This is a genomic window from Pseudarthrobacter cremeus, from assembly GCF_051857465.1.
GTDB lineage: Bacteria > Actinomycetota > Actinomycetes > Actinomycetales > Micrococcaceae > Arthrobacter.
Genome location: NZ_JBPZHC010000005.1, coordinates 15399 through 28027 on the forward strand (window position 1 = coordinate 15399; position 12629 = coordinate 28027).

Annotated in this window: 13 protein-coding genes; 6 read left to right on the plus strand and 7 right to left on the minus strand. The window is 65.3% G+C overall.

Annotated elements, in window-relative coordinates:
* Positions 1-166: 166 nt before the first annotated feature.
* Positions 167-619 carry a DUF4383 domain-containing protein gene (locus tag ACS5PJ_RS10440; protein ID WP_439434816.1) on the plus strand — a complete coding sequence of 151 codons (453 nt, stop codon included), beginning with the start codon at positions 167-169 and terminating at the stop codon, positions 617-619.
* 84 nt (positions 620-703) lie between these two features.
* On the opposite strand, the gene ACS5PJ_RS10445 is transcribed toward ACS5PJ_RS10440, so the two are convergent.
* From ACS5PJ_RS10445 to ACS5PJ_RS10455, 3 genes are all read right to left on the minus strand, one after another.
* Positions 704-1033, minus strand: coding sequence for a hypothetical protein (locus tag ACS5PJ_RS10445; RefSeq protein ID WP_439434817.1), 330 nt, complete (start codon positions 1031-1033; stop codon positions 704-706).
* Between the two features lie 46 nt (positions 1034-1079).
* Positions 1080-1778, minus strand: coding sequence for a hypothetical protein (locus tag ACS5PJ_RS10450; RefSeq protein ID WP_439434818.1), 699 nt, complete (start codon positions 1776-1778; stop codon positions 1080-1082).
* A gap of 128 nt (positions 1779-1906) precedes the next feature.
* Positions 1907-2731, minus strand: a complete 825-nt coding sequence (locus ACS5PJ_RS10455) for a glycoside hydrolase family 25 domain-containing protein (protein ID WP_439434819.1) — start codon at positions 2729-2731, stop codon at positions 1907-1909.
* Between the two features lie 198 nt (positions 2732-2929).
* Between ACS5PJ_RS10455 and ACS5PJ_RS10460 the strand changes: the two genes are divergently transcribed.
* The 5 genes from ACS5PJ_RS10460 (at position 2930) to ACS5PJ_RS10480 (ending at position 9315) form a co-directional block, all read left to right on the plus strand.
* Positions 2930-3922, plus strand: coding sequence for a 2-keto-3-deoxygluconate permease (locus ACS5PJ_RS10460; protein ID WP_439434820.1), 993 nt, complete (start codon positions 2930-2932; stop codon positions 3920-3922).
* Positions 3919-5124, plus strand: coding sequence for a four-carbon acid sugar kinase family protein (locus ACS5PJ_RS10465; protein WP_439434821.1), 1206 nt, complete (start codon positions 3919-3921; stop codon positions 5122-5124). Before ACS5PJ_RS10460 ends, ACS5PJ_RS10465 begins: the two co-directional genes overlap by 4 nt.
* A complete protein-coding gene (gene pdxA / locus ACS5PJ_RS10470) occupies positions 5124-6128 on the plus strand; it encodes a 4-hydroxythreonine-4-phosphate dehydrogenase PdxA (RefSeq protein WP_439434822.1) in 1005 nt (334 codons plus the stop codon). Before ACS5PJ_RS10465 ends, pdxA begins: the two co-directional genes overlap by 1 nt.
* 160 nt (positions 6129-6288) lie before the next feature.
* Positions 6289-7068: a DeoR/GlpR family DNA-binding transcription regulator gene (locus ACS5PJ_RS10475; protein WP_439434823.1), complete on the plus strand. Its 780-nt coding sequence runs from the start codon at positions 6289-6291 to the stop codon at positions 7066-7068.
* A 252-nt stretch (positions 7069-7320) separates the two neighbouring features.
* The gene (locus tag ACS5PJ_RS10480) at positions 7321-9315 is read left to right on the plus strand and encodes a rhamnogalacturonan lyase (RefSeq protein WP_439434824.1); all 1995 of its coding nucleotides are present in this window, start codon (positions 7321-7323) and stop codon (positions 9313-9315) included.
* A 133-nt stretch (positions 9316-9448) separates the two neighbouring features.
* Here ACS5PJ_RS10480 and ACS5PJ_RS10485 read toward each other — a convergent pair whose 3' ends face one another.
* The 4 genes from ACS5PJ_RS10485 to ACS5PJ_RS10500 all read right to left on the minus strand — a co-directional run bounded on the left by ACS5PJ_RS10485 (position 9449) and on the right by ACS5PJ_RS10500 (position 12618).
* Positions 9449-9916: a nucleoside deaminase gene (locus ACS5PJ_RS10485; RefSeq protein ID WP_439434825.1), complete on the minus strand. Its 468-nt coding sequence runs from the start codon at positions 9914-9916 to the stop codon at positions 9449-9451.
* 109 nt (positions 9917-10025) lie between these two features.
* Entirely contained in the window at positions 10026-11027 is a 1002-nt protein-coding gene (locus ACS5PJ_RS10490) for a sugar phosphate isomerase/epimerase family protein (protein ID WP_439434826.1), read from the minus strand.
* Position 11028: 1 nt separating this feature from the next.
* On the minus strand, positions 11029-11376 hold the full coding sequence (locus ACS5PJ_RS10495; protein WP_439434827.1) for a putative quinol monooxygenase: 348 nt from the start codon (positions 11374-11376) through the stop codon (positions 11029-11031).
* A gap of 69 nt (positions 11377-11445) precedes the next feature.
* Entirely contained in the window at positions 11446-12618 is a 1173-nt protein-coding gene (locus ACS5PJ_RS10500) for a levoglucosan dehydrogenase (RefSeq protein WP_439434828.1), read from the minus strand.
* Between the last annotated feature and the right edge of the window lie 11 nt (positions 12619-12629).

Consider the following 12629-nt stretch of genomic DNA (forward strand, 5'->3'; position numbering starts at 1 on the left):
GAAAATGCCGGTTTACGGCTAAGGGTACGACGCGAAGCTGAAGGTTTGGCGCCGGTTAACCCATCCGGGACGCGGCGCCGCCTCGAATGTCAGGCATAACCCCGTTGAGGGTGGCCGGTAAAGAAAACCGGCGGATGTATACACGGATCGCACTCAGGAGATCATCATGGCAACTCACACCAGTACCAGCGTTACCGCCCGTACCAACGTCCAGAAGGCATCCATGATTGTCGGTGCAGTGTTCCTGCTGGTCGGCATTCTTGGCTTCGTTCCCGGCATCACCAGCGACTACGACCAGCTGGCCTTTGCCGGCCACCATTCCGAGGCCATGCTGCTGGGCCTATTCCAGGTCTCGGCCCTGCACAACATCGTCCACCTGCTTTTCGGTGCTGCCGGACTCGCCCTGGCCAGGTCCGCCGCCGGCGCCCGCTCATTCCTTCTCTATGGCGGCGTCATCTACCTGGTCCTGTTCGTCTACGGGCTGGTTGTCCCCCAGGACTCAGCCGGGAACTTCGTGCCGCTGAACAGCCTGGACAACGTCCTGCACCTGGTGCTTGGTGCCGGCATGATCGGCCTGGCCGTGATCCTCACCAAGGGGCACGCGAAGGCACGGGCCTGAACAACCTCTTGATCGGGCCTGTCTGGAACCATAGTCACCTTCTGGATCCAGGCAGGCCCGATCACCGGCCGTCCGGTGGCCCCCTCAGGTTGCGGATTTGCGCAGTGGTCCCGCTGTTCGTCCCTTCTTCCTCACCGCGTACCGCGCGATGAGGGCGGCAATGAGCCCTGCGAGGGTCACCAGCTGCACCTCATCAAAGGACAGCCCGTCAATGTTCGGTTGCAGCTCTTCTTGGGTCGCCCACCCGAACCCGACTTCACTGACCAGGATCCCGGCGACGAAATAGCTGACCGCGGCGAAAAGCCACAGCCACCGCGTCAGCCCTTTGCCCACAATCAGGTGGGCGATCAGGCCGAACGCCAGGGCCATGGCCGCCAGCAGAGCCAAACCGCCGATTCCCAGGTCCCAGCGCATCCCAACCCGTTCCCTCCTTGGTATTTGAACACCAGTTCTTGATCCGCTATTTGAGGCTCAGCACCTCGTCGATCGGGCGGCCGTCCACAAACACCTGGGCGCTCGTGGCCCCGGACGCTGCCATGGCCGTGTACTCCAGCTGGGCCTTCGCCCGAGGGATGTCGCACACGCCTCCGAGCATGAACTGCCCCGAGAGGTAAATGTTGATGGTGCTGCCCACCAGTTCGCCGCCGACGTACGTCAGGTTTGACTGGTACAGGACGTTCACCAGCCCGGACAGGCCGACGTCGCGGCTCTTGTTCACGAGCAAGGTCCCGAGGCTGGGGCCCACCTGGTCCGTGAAGCGGACCGGGGCCGTGGTGGTCGCCACGATGCTGTCACCGCAGCCGATCATGGGCCCGGATACGCCGTTGTCGCCGATGGCGACGTAGTAGATCGTCAGCGGGCCGGTCTGCTCCGGGAACCCCGTAAAGGTGGGTTCCGCCGTCGGGGTGGCCGTCTCCGTAGGGCCCGCGGGAGCGGACGACGGCGGAGCGGACGACGGCGGGGCTGTCGCCGTCGGGCTCGGCGTCACCGCCTGGCTGGTCGGCGCTGTCGGGGAAGGGCTCGCTGTCGCCGTCGCCGTCGCCGTCGCGGAAGCGGAGCCGGTGGTGGGTGCCGGGGCCGGAGTGCCGGAACAGCCTGAGAGTGTGAACAGGAGGCAGACCCCGAGAACGCTGACTGCCGAAAACCCGGGCCTGGTCATGATGCCCCCTTGAGGTGGGGCCCTGGATCTTCCGGACCCGCTCTCAACCTACGCCGGAGCGGTCCCCCGGAACAGGGACTTAAGTCCGGCGACGGGACCCCGCATTGAGGTGTCTGCCGAGGCGCTGCCTAGCGGCAGGAGTAGTCGTAATCGAGCCCTGCCGACACATACTGCGTCACAGACACCGGGCTGCCCGGCGTCAGGCCAGGCAAAGAACAATTCGATTTCGCTCCCCGCAGGGTCTTCGCTCCTGCAAGCCAGCTTGGCAGGCCCGTGAGGGAGCTGCTCGCGGGCACCGTCCCGGCGATGGTTCCCCACTGGGAGCCCGTGGAGTAGATCCCGACGCCGGCGCCCGCAACTCCGGCGGTGATGGTCTTGAAGTAGGCGACCATCCCTTCAAGGTCCGCCCGGTTCAGGGCTGTGCCGCCTGTGCCGGTCTGCCAGCTGTTGCCGGTCTCCACGTCCAGCCACCAGAAATACTTGCCAGGGCCCGCCACGCCTCGGCGATTGGCATCGTCGTATGCCTTGGCGTAGCCATACATGTATGAGCAGGCGGGGTCCACTGCGCCTGCGCATGTCCCATAGGGGTTGGTTACCTGCACGTCGGGGTAGACGTTGGACGAGGGCCACCAGGAGCCGGCATGTCCTGGGTTGGCAGTGTTCACGTACAAAGCAACCTTGGGCTGGGCAGTTCCCCCGGTGGAGCCAGCGGCCCACGCGAGCTGCGCTGAGAGGCAAGGGTTGGTGTTGTTGGCCAGTCCGCCGGTCACGCCCACGATCGCGAACGCCTGCCCGCTGGGAAGGGTCTTACCGCACTGGGGCCAGGAAACGTCGTTGCCCACCGGGTCCGTATTTCCGGGTGGTGTAGCTGCTGTCACTGAAGCCATTCCTGTGACAGCCAGTCCACAAAGTGCCAGGAAGGTGCATGCCATCTTCATCCTAAAACGAGCCATGCCCAATATGGTACGTCTGCGTCCGGAATGAAACGCCGCTGAGGGCGGGCTTTCATGGGGGCCACCCAAACGGGTTTGCGCGTTTCGCGCAGAACGTCTTGCGCTAAACACGCAAACCATTCTATGATCTACATCATGATCGTGCCCGGCGCGGCTCGATCCCCCTTTTCTCCCCTCCCCCAACAATGAGGTTGATTGATGTCTATTCCGATCAAGGCCAGCATGGAAAAAGTTCCCGGCGGCATGATGCTGATTCCGCTGCTCATTGGCGCACTCCTGGCCACTTTCGCACCGGATTCCGCTAAATTCTTCGGGTCGTTCACGGGCGCACTGTTCACCGGCGGCACCACCATCCTCGCCGTGTTCTACGTGTGCATGGGTGCAAGCATCGATATCAAGGCCACCCCCTACATCCTGAAAAAGGGCGGAGTCCTATTCGGTGCCAAGGTCCTGTTCGCCGTGATCATCGGCGTCATCGCCGGCAGGTTCCTGGGCGAACTTCCCATCGATGGCGGGCTGCTGACCGGCCTGTCCGTCCTGGCCATCCTGGCAGCCCTCAATGACACCAACGGCGGAATGTACATGGCGCTCATGGGCCAGTACGGCAAGCCCAAGGACGTTGCCGCCTACTCCGTCATGACGCTCGAATCGGGCCCCTTCCTGACCATGCTCACACTCGGTGTGGCCGGCCTGTCGGCCTTCCCGTGGCAGGCCCTTGTCGGTGCCATCATCCCGCTGCTCCTCGGGGTCCTGCTGGGCACACTCGACCCGGCCATGCGCAAGTTCCTTTCCTCTGCGGCGCCCGTTCTTATTCCGTTCTTCGCCCTGGCCCTTGGCTTCGGCCTGAACCTCGAAAAGGTACTCAGCGCCGGCCTGCTGGGTGTGGCGCTTGGCCTGTTCGTGCTGATCGTCGGCGGCGCCGTGCTCTTCTTCGCTGACAAGCTGAGCGGCGGCACCGGCCTGGCCGGCCTGGCCGCGGCCACCACCGCCGGCAACGCCGCAACAGTCCCCATGCTGGTGGCTGCAGCCAACCCTGCGTACCTCCCCGCCGCCGGACCCGCCACCGTTCTGGTTGCCGCGTCCGTAGTGGTCACCGCCATCGGCTGCCCGCTGATGGTCGCCTGGTACGCCAGGCGCCTCCGGACGAAAGAGGCCGCCACCACATCACCCGAGGTGACCGCCACGGTATGAGCACCCACGCAGCCACGCACTGGGCAATCATCGCCGACGACCTGACGGGGGCGGCAGATGCCGCCGCAGCGTACGGACCCACGCACACCAGTTCCGTAATCCTCGACGTCGACGCCGCCTGGCCCGAGTCCGAGATCCTGTCGATCAACACCGAGAGCCGCTACCTGACAGCGGAGGAGGCGGCTTCGGCCGTCACCTCCGCAGTAGGGCGCGCCCTGAAGCAGGACCGCCGGGTCTTCAAAAAGATCGACTCGCTGCTCCGGGGCAATGTGGGCGCCGAGGTCGCCGCAACGCTGGCGGGGATTACCCAGGGCCGCGGCAAGCGTCTGGCCATTGTGGCGCCGGCCTTTCCGGGCACGGGAAGGACCACAGTGGGCGGTATCGTCCACGTGGGCGGCGTCCGGAACAGAGAAGGACGCTTCGGCGGCGACGTCACCGGTGCCCTGGCCACCGGCGGCCTGACCGCCGAAGTGGTGGCCGTCAAACGCGGGCGCACGCCGGAGGAACTCGCGGCGCACCTGCGGGACGTGCAGGCACGCGGAATTGACGCCGTCGTACTGGACGCCTCCTCGGACCAGGACCTGGAAGCCATCGCAGCCGCTGCGGGCCTTCTGGACTTTCCCGCACTCCTGGTGGGTTCCGGCGGACTGGCGGGGCACATTGCTGCGCGGGAAGAAGACACGGGTGCGCGGAATGCGCAGGTGCGGCGCGTCACCCGGACCTTGACCGTGATCGGCAGCTACTCAAGCCTTGCCCGGCAGCAGACCGAGGCACTTGTTGCTGCCGGCGCTGAACATATCAAGCTGGACCATGACGCACTGGACGAGCCGGCGGTTGCCCGCGAGGTGGCCCACGCGATGTCCCGTAACGATGTGGTGCTGACGCCGGATCCGATGGGGATCGTGGACAAGTCGCAGGCACTTGTGGTGGCAGAAGCTTTGGCCAGGGCCACCGCCGCCGGCATCGGGCACTGTGACGCCCTTGTCATGACCGGCGGGGAAACGGCCACGGCAGTCCTGAAGGCCCTCGGCGCCGGCAGCTTCACCGTCCTGGGTGAGATTGAACCCGGCGTCGTGATGAGCCTGCTTCCTGAACCGCTCCCCCTGCTGGTCACCAAGGCCGGCGCGTTCGGGGACGCCGGTACGCTGGCCCGGACCACACAATTTCTCACTGGCACAACGACTGAAATGAGTATCAAATAATGGGACGCCCGATTGTTGCCATCACCATGGGCGATGCGGCCGGCATTGGCCCGGAAATCATCGTCAAAGCCCTGGCCGACGCGGAACTCCGGTCGAAGGCCCGCATGCTCGTCGTCGGCGATCTTCGCCGGCTGCAGCTCGCCGCGGACATCGTCGCCAGCCCGCTGGCCCTGCGCAGGGTGTCGGAACCGTCCGAGGCCCTGTTCGCCGAAGGCACCATCGACGTGCTCGATATCGCCTGCATCCCGGAGGACCTCGCATGGGGCGAGCTCTCGGCAGCAGCCGGGCACGGTTCCTTCCTGTTCATCGAGAAAGCCGTTGCCCTGGCCATGGACCGCCAGGTGGATGCGATCTGCACCGGCCCGCTGAACAAGGCCGCCCTGCACGCCGCGGGCCACAAGTACCCGGGCCACACCGAACTCCTCGCCGAGCTGACCGGCACCGAGGAAGTTTCCATGATGCTGACCGCCCCGAAGATGCGCGTCATTCACGTGACCACCCACATCGGCCTGATCGACGCGATCGCCAAGATCAACGGGGACCTGGTGTACCGGACCATCAAGCGCGGCTATGAACTTCTGCGTGCCTCCGGGATCGAGAACCCGCGGATCGCCGTGTGTGCCATCAACCCGCACGCGGGCGAAAACGGCCTGTTCGGTTACGGCGAAGAGGCGGAGAAGATCCAGCCGGGCATCGAGAAGGCCCAGGCCGACGGGATCGACGCCTTCGGCCCACTCCCGGCCGACACCCTCTTTTTCCTGGCCGGCCGCGGCGATTTCGACCTGGTGGTTGCGCAGTACCACGACCAGGGCCACGGCCCGGTCAAGGTCCTTGGCCTGGAGAACGGCGTCAACATCACCGTGGGCCTGCCCGTGGTGCGCACGTCGGTGGACCACGGCACGGCCTTCGACATCGCGGGCAAGAACATCGCGGACCATGAGTCCCTTCTTGAGGCCTTGCGGCAGGCAGTGGACCTGGCGCCTGCGCGCGAAGAAGTTCTCTAGGAGAACCTGAGAGGCAGGCAACCCGCAACCGGGTCCCTCTGAACGGCCGGTCAGCTAAGCTTGCTGACCGGCCGTTGCGCATTCCGCGCAGCGCGGTGCCCCTCGAGTTGGCGGGCACCGGAACTAGCATGGTAACCACGCCCACGGGAAGGAGACCGGAATGCTGAGCGCAAATGCCAGGCGCGAGGAGATCTACCACCTCGCCGTCACCACCGGCCTGGCCTCCGTGGAGGAACTTTCGGCCCGGTTCGGGGTGACCGCCTCCACCATCCGCCGCGACCTGGCGCTGCTGAACGGTCAGGGCCGGCTGGCCCGCACCTATGGCGGCGCCATGGCCATGGGCGCCCACCCGGAGGCGTCGCTGCGGCAGCGCACCGGCGAGGCGTTTGAGCAGAAGCACGCTATCGCCCGCTGGGCGGCGTCCGTAATCCGGCCCGGGGAGAACATCCTGCTCGACGCCGGCTCCACCGTGGGTGCCTTGGCCCACGAGCTGCGCGGTTTCGAAAAGCTGTCCGTGACGACGCCCGGCATCAACACCATGCAGGAGCTGTCCGAGTCGGACGGCATCGACGTGGACTGCCTGGGCGGCCGGCTGCGGAGCGTCAGCCAGAGCTTTGTGGGGCCACTCGCCGAAGCCACCCTGGAACGGATGAGCTTTGACCGCGTGTTCCTGGGCGCCGACGCCGTCACCGCCGAGGACGGTATCTGCGAGGCCGACCACGCCCAGACCCGGCTCAAGGAGCTCATGGCCCGGCGCGGGAATGCTGTTTATGTTCTGGCGGATTCCTCCAAGCTGGGCCTGCGGCCCTTCCACGCCTGGGCCAGGCTCCCACTGCCGTGGACTTTGGTAACGGACGACGGCGCCGACCCGGCCCAGGTGCAGAAGTTCCGTGACACCGGGGTTGCGGTTGAGGTGGCCGCCGTGCTGCCCGCCGGCTGACTTTGCAGTGACCCCGTAGCTGACGGCACCAAGCGGGCGGGATCTCACACCAACGGAACAATTACTCACATTTCAGACCGTCAAGGTCTTGACCGCGTCAGTCACATCCTGATAAACCTTAGGGGCGGAAAGCGCTTTCTTGCTCCGGCCCCTGCAACCTCTCAAATTCAGTTGCTTGGCCGCCGCAAGAATGAAACGTTACAAAACTCGAGCGGCAGACTCAGCTGCCACCTGCATCAAAGGAGATGTTCCTTGACCTATCCCGCGACATGTTCCCCTCAGTACAAACCCTTTAGGGCTGCGCCGTTGGCGGCCGCGGCCGCCCTCACGGCAGCGGCCCTTGCCTTCACCGGTGTCCCGCTGGCGCAGGCGGAGCCCAGCCAGAACGCGGCGGCACAGAACTCCGGGACCGCTGACCTCAAGCGTCAGGTTGAAAACCTGGACCGCGCCCCGGTTGCAGTCCTTACCGGCCAGGGCGTGACGCTCAGCTGGCGGATGCTCGGCCTGGACAAGGACAGCATCGGCTTCCATGTGATCCGCGACGGCGTCCAGCTCACCGTGGATCCCATCCGGAACAGCACCATGTACGTGGACCCTGACGGAACGGCCACCTCCAAGTACGTCATCCAGGCGGTGGGGAACGGCAACGGCCAGGACCGGCTTACCGAGGAGTTCACCCCGCTGGCGCAGAACTACCTGCCGATCAAGCTGGACAAGCCGGCCGACGGCGTCACACCCGCAGGGCAGGCCTACACCTACTCCGCCAACGACTCCACCGTGGCGGACCTGGACGGGGACGGCAAGTACGAAATCATCCAGCTGTGGAACCCGTCCAACGCCAAGGACAACTCCCAGTCCGGCTACACGGGCAACGTCTATGTTGACGCGTACAAGATGGACGGCACCAAGCTGTGGCGCATTGACCTGGGCCGCAACATCCGCGCCGGCGCCCACTACACGCAGCTGCTGGCGTACGACTTCGACGGCGACGGCAAAGCCGAGCTTTCCCTGAAGACCGCAGAGGGAACCACGGACGCGGCAGGCACCGTGATCGGCAACGGTGCGGTGGACTACCGGACCAGCGCCGGGTACGTCCTCTCGGGCCCCGAGTTCCTGACCGTGTTCAAGGGCGAGACCGGAACCATCATGGACACCGTGGCGTATGAGCCGGCCCGTGGCGCGGTCTCTTCCTGGGGCGACGGCTACGGCAACCGCGTGGACCGTTTCCTGGCGGGCGTGGCCTACCTGGACGGCGAACACCCGTCCATGATGTTCAGCCGCGGCTACTACACCCGCACGGTCCTGGTCCCCTATGACCTGGTGAACGGCAAGCTGGTGAAGCGCTGGATCTTTGACTCGGACGTGGCCGGTGCCGAGTACAAGGGCCAGGGCAACCACAACCTGTCCGTGGCCGACGTGGACCAGGACGGCAAGGATGAGTTCGTCTTCGGCTCCATGACCATCGACGACGACGGCAAACCCCTCTACAACACCAAGCTGGGCCACGGCGACGCCATCCACACCAGCGACCTGGATCCGTCCCGCCCGGGCCTGGAGACCTTCGCCGTCCACGAGAGCATGGGCCAGAGCGGCAACCGCGGCGCCACGTTCCGCGATTCGGCCACCGGCGAAGTGCTCTGGAGCATCCCGGCCGTCAAGGACACGGGCCGCGGCGCTGCCGGCGACATCGATCCCCGTTACGCCGGGGCCGAAGGCTGGGCTGTGGGCGGCGACGCCTCCTGGAACTCCCCGCGGGGCCAGCTGATGTCCGCCAAGGGCGAGCTGATCGCCGAGAAGATCCCGGCGGCCAACTTCCTGGCCTGGTGGGACGGCGACCTGCTGCGCGAGATCGTGGACCACGACTACGACGCCACCGTCTCGCGCGGCGTGCCCACCATCTCCAAGTGGAACTGGGAAACCGAAACCAGCGACCGGCTGCTGACCGCCACCGGTGCCCGGTCCAACAACACCACCAAGGGCAACCCGTCGCTGCAGGCGGACCTGCTGGGCGACTGGCGCGAGGAACTGGCCTTCCCGTCGTCGGACAGCAGTGAACTGCGGATCTACACCACCACGGCGCCCACCGAGGTGCGGCTCCGCACGCTGATGCACGATCCGATGTACCGCACGGGAGTGGCCCGCGAAAACGTGGCGTACAACCAGCCGCCGCACCCGAGCTTCTTCATCGGCGAGGGCATGGAAACCCCCGCCATGCCGGCAGTTACGTACGTGGGCGCCGCCGGATAGGCACCCGGCCCGTCAACAGGGACGGTCCTGCCCCGCACGAAAGGTGCGGGTCAGGACCGTTTGTGTAGGCAGGGCAGTTTGGACCCCTTCCCCTAGCCAAAAAGGGAGCGGATCGCCGGGGTGACCGCAGGACCTACTCGGCGATGTCCTCGGCCCACAGGTCCGGGTTGTCGGACTGGAACGTGCGCATCATGTCCACGCAACGCTGGTCATCCAGGACCACCACCTCAACCCCACGTGAGCGCAGGAGCTCCACTTCGCCGTCGAACGTGCGTGCTTCCCCCACCACCACGCGGGGGATCTTGAACTGGATGATGGTTCCGGCGCACATGGCACACGGGGCGAGGGTGGTGTAGAGCGTGGTGTCCCGGTAGCTCCTCTGCCGGCCGGCGGCGCGGAGCGCGGACATTTCCCCGTGCGCGATCGGATCGGCGTTTTGGACCCGTTCGTTGTGCCCGCTTGCAATGACCATGCCGTCGCGGGCGAGCGCTGCTCCGATGGGGATGCCGCCTTCAGCCAGGCTCTTTCGGGCGGCCTGATGGGCGGCTTCGAATGCGGGGTGTAGTGCCAGCGCGGTGGAGTGGTGCTGCTCGTGGGTCATGGCGCCATTCTCGCACGGGCTGGTTCAGGTACCTCGGGGATCCGCACAACCACAGGAAGGACGGACGACGGCGGCACTTGTGCGGTTTCTAGGGGTCGTTGCAGCACCTCTAGTCGGTGGTGCTGAAGGCGGCGTCGAAGGAGGTGTTCGAGGCGGGGAAGTCGAACTTCTTCAGCGCGGCGAGGGCTTCGGGGGCGCCGTGGAGCCGGTCCATGCCGGCGTCTTCCCATTCGATGGAGATGGGGCCGTCGTAGCCGATGGCAGCCAACGCCCGGAAGGAGGATTCCCACGGCACGTCGCCGCGGCCGGCGGAGACGAAGTCCCATCCACGGCGCGGGTCGCCCCAGGCCAGGTGGGAGCCGAGGACGGTGTTCCGGCCGGTCTGGCGGAGCTTGGTGTCCTTGCAGTCCACGTGGTAGATCCGGTCCTTGAAGTCCCAGATGAAGGAGACCGGGTCCATGCCCTGCCACATCATGTGCGAGGGGTCCCAGTTCAGGCCGAACGCCTCGCGGTGGCCGATCGCTTCGAGGGTGCGGACCGTAGTCCAGTAGTCGTAGGCGATCTCACTCGGGTGGACCTCGTGGGCGAAGCGGACCCCGCATTCGTCGAAGACGTCCAGGATGGGGTTCCAACGGTCCGCGAAGTCCTGGTATCCGGCGTCGATGACGTGTTCGGGGACGGGCGGGAACATCGCCACGTACTGCCAGATGGAGGAGCCGGTGAAGCCGACGACGGTGTCCACGCCGAGTGCTTTGGCGAGCCGGGCGGTGTGTTTCATTTCCTCGGCGGCGCGGGTGCGGACGCCTTCAGGGTCCCCGTCGCCCCATACCTTGGACCCGACGATGGCTTCGTGGCGGAAGTCGATGGGGTCGTCGCACACGGCCTGGCCCTTGAGGTGGTTGGAGATGGCCCAGACCTTGAGGTTGTACTTGTCCAGGACGGCGAGTTTGGCTTCGACGTAGCCGGGTTCGTCCCAGCGCCAAGCGTCCAGGTGGTCCCCGGAGACGGCGATTTCCAGGCCGTCGTAGCCCCAGCCGGAGGCCAGGCGGGCGACTTCCTCGAAGGGGAGGTCGGCCCACTGGCCGGTAAAGAGGGTGTACGGGCGGGGCATGTCAGGCTCCTTGGGTTTCGCTGGAAGGTTCGGCTAGAGGAGTGATGGGAGTCACCTCGAAGGGTGCTGCCAGCAAGGACTGCACCTCTTTCACGAATTCCTTTACATGGACTTCTTCGTTGTGGGCCTGCAGGTCCCCGTGGCGGGCCCATCCCTCAATGAGGACGAACGTACCTGGCCTTTGATCGTCAGAGAAGACGGTATATTCCAGGCATCCTGGGTCTTTTCGGCTCAAAGACTGCAATGCAACCAGTGCTTCATTTAGCGTTGCTTCCTGCCCGGCTTTTGCATTGAACACTGGCATTAACCAGACTTGCGCTTCTTCTTGGCTGACTGTTGTGTGGGGCATGTTTTTACGTCCTCGTGTGCTGCCGGGCCTGCGGGAGGGGCGGACTGGTCGCCGCCCCTCCCGTTTGGGTCATGCGTTGATCTGCGGAACCTCGACCCAAGATTCTTTTGCAGCGGACTCGACGATGGCGTCGTCGATGAGAGCTACTTGATAGCCGTCGGCAAAGTTCGGGCTTACGCTGCCGCCTTCTGCGATGGCCTTGAAGAAGTCGTAGGCCTCGATGATCTTCGTTTCGCCGTATCCGATGCCGAGGGCAGGGATGGGCCAGAGTCCTTCTCCGTAGGGGTGTGCCGGCCCGGTGTAAACGGTGCGGAATCCCCGGCGGTCACTGGGGTCGGAAGCGAAGCAAACCTGCAGTTCATCGCGCCGTTCGTAGTTGAACACGATGCTTCCTTCGGTTCCGTGGATTTCGAAGGTGATGTAGTTGTTCCTTCCGTGGGCATTGCGTGTTGCTTCCACGGAACCCACGGCTCCGTTGGCGAAGCGGATCATCGTCATGACTTCATCGTCGACGTCGACCTGGCCGCGTGGGCCTTCCCCGCCGCGTACCGTGCCGAGTGCGTCGGCCCCGCCCGTCTGGAGCGGTCGCTCGGGGATCCAGGTGGACAGGAGAGCGTTGACGGCGCTGAACTCGCCGACCAGATAGCGGGCCATGTCGATGACGTGCGTTGCGATGTCGCCCAGGGCACCGGAACCTGCGATCGACTTCTGAAAGCGCCAGGACAGCGGGGAGTTAGGGTCGGCGCTCCAGTCCTGCAGGTAGGTGCCCCGGAAGTTGAGGATCTGTCCGATGGCCCCTTCTTCGATGTATTTCTTTGCCAGCGCGACGGCGGGTGTGCGCCGGTAGTTGAAGGCGACCATGTGGACGAGGTTCTTGTCCTTGACAGCGTCGTACATGGCCTTGGATTCTTCGCCCGTACGCGCCAACGGCTTCTCGCAGATGATGTGCTTGCCTGCTTCGGCGGCGGCGATGGCAATTTCGGCGTGGAGATGGTTGGGCGTGGCGATGTCTACGACGTGGATGTCCGGATCATCAATGATGCTGCGCCAGTCTGCGGTGGAGTTCTCGAACCCGAAGCGGCGGGCCGCCTCCGCGGCGAGATCCGGTGTGGCTTCAGCGATGACCTTGCGGACCGGAAGTGCCGGTGCAGGCCAGAAGAACATGGGCATGGCGGCGTAAGCCAGCGAGTGGGCCTTGCCCATGAAGCCGCCTCCGATGAGGCCGACGTTGAGGTTTTGCATGTGAATCTGGT

What these genes read in the sequence shown, in the direction of transcription:
- ACS5PJ_RS10465 (WP_439434821.1), top strand. Translation starts at nt 3,919, where the DNA reads ATGAGCACCCACGCAGCCACGCACTGGGCAATCATCGCCGACGACCTG.
- ACS5PJ_RS10475 (WP_439434823.1), top strand. Translation starts at nt 6,289, where the DNA reads ATGCTGAGCGCAAATGCCAGGCGCGAGGAGATCTACCACCTCGCCGTC.
- ACS5PJ_RS10500 (WP_439434828.1), bottom strand. Translation starts at nt 12,618, where the DNA reads ATGCAAAACCTCAACGTCGGCCTCATCGGAGGCGGCTTCATGGGCAAG.
- pdxA (WP_439434822.1), top strand. Translation starts at nt 5,124, where the DNA reads ATGGGACGCCCGATTGTTGCCATCACCATGGGCGATGCGGCCGGCATT.
- ACS5PJ_RS10485 (WP_439434825.1), bottom strand. Translation starts at nt 9,916, where the DNA reads ATGACCCACGAGCAGCACCACTCCACCGCGCTGGCACTACACCCCGCA.
- ACS5PJ_RS10440 (WP_439434816.1), top strand. Translation starts at nt 167, where the DNA reads ATGGCAACTCACACCAGTACCAGCGTTACCGCCCGTACCAACGTCCAG.
- ACS5PJ_RS10450 (WP_439434818.1), bottom strand. Translation starts at nt 1,778, where the DNA reads ATGACCAGGCCCGGGTTTTCGGCAGTCAGCGTTCTCGGGGTCTGCCTC.
- ACS5PJ_RS10455 (WP_439434819.1), bottom strand. Translation starts at nt 2,731, where the DNA reads ATGGCTCGTTTTAGGATGAAGATGGCATGCACCTTCCTGGCACTTTGT.
- ACS5PJ_RS10495 (WP_439434827.1), bottom strand. Translation starts at nt 11,376, where the DNA reads ATGCCCCACACAACAGTCAGCCAAGAAGAAGCGCAAGTCTGGTTAATG.
- ACS5PJ_RS10460 (WP_439434820.1), top strand. Translation starts at nt 2,930, where the DNA reads ATGTCTATTCCGATCAAGGCCAGCATGGAAAAAGTTCCCGGCGGCATG.
- ACS5PJ_RS10445 (WP_439434817.1), bottom strand. Translation starts at nt 1,033, where the DNA reads ATGCGCTGGGACCTGGGAATCGGCGGTTTGGCTCTGCTGGCGGCCATG.
- ACS5PJ_RS10490 (WP_439434826.1), bottom strand. Translation starts at nt 11,027, where the DNA reads ATGCCCCGCCCGTACACCCTCTTTACCGGCCAGTGGGCCGACCTCCCC.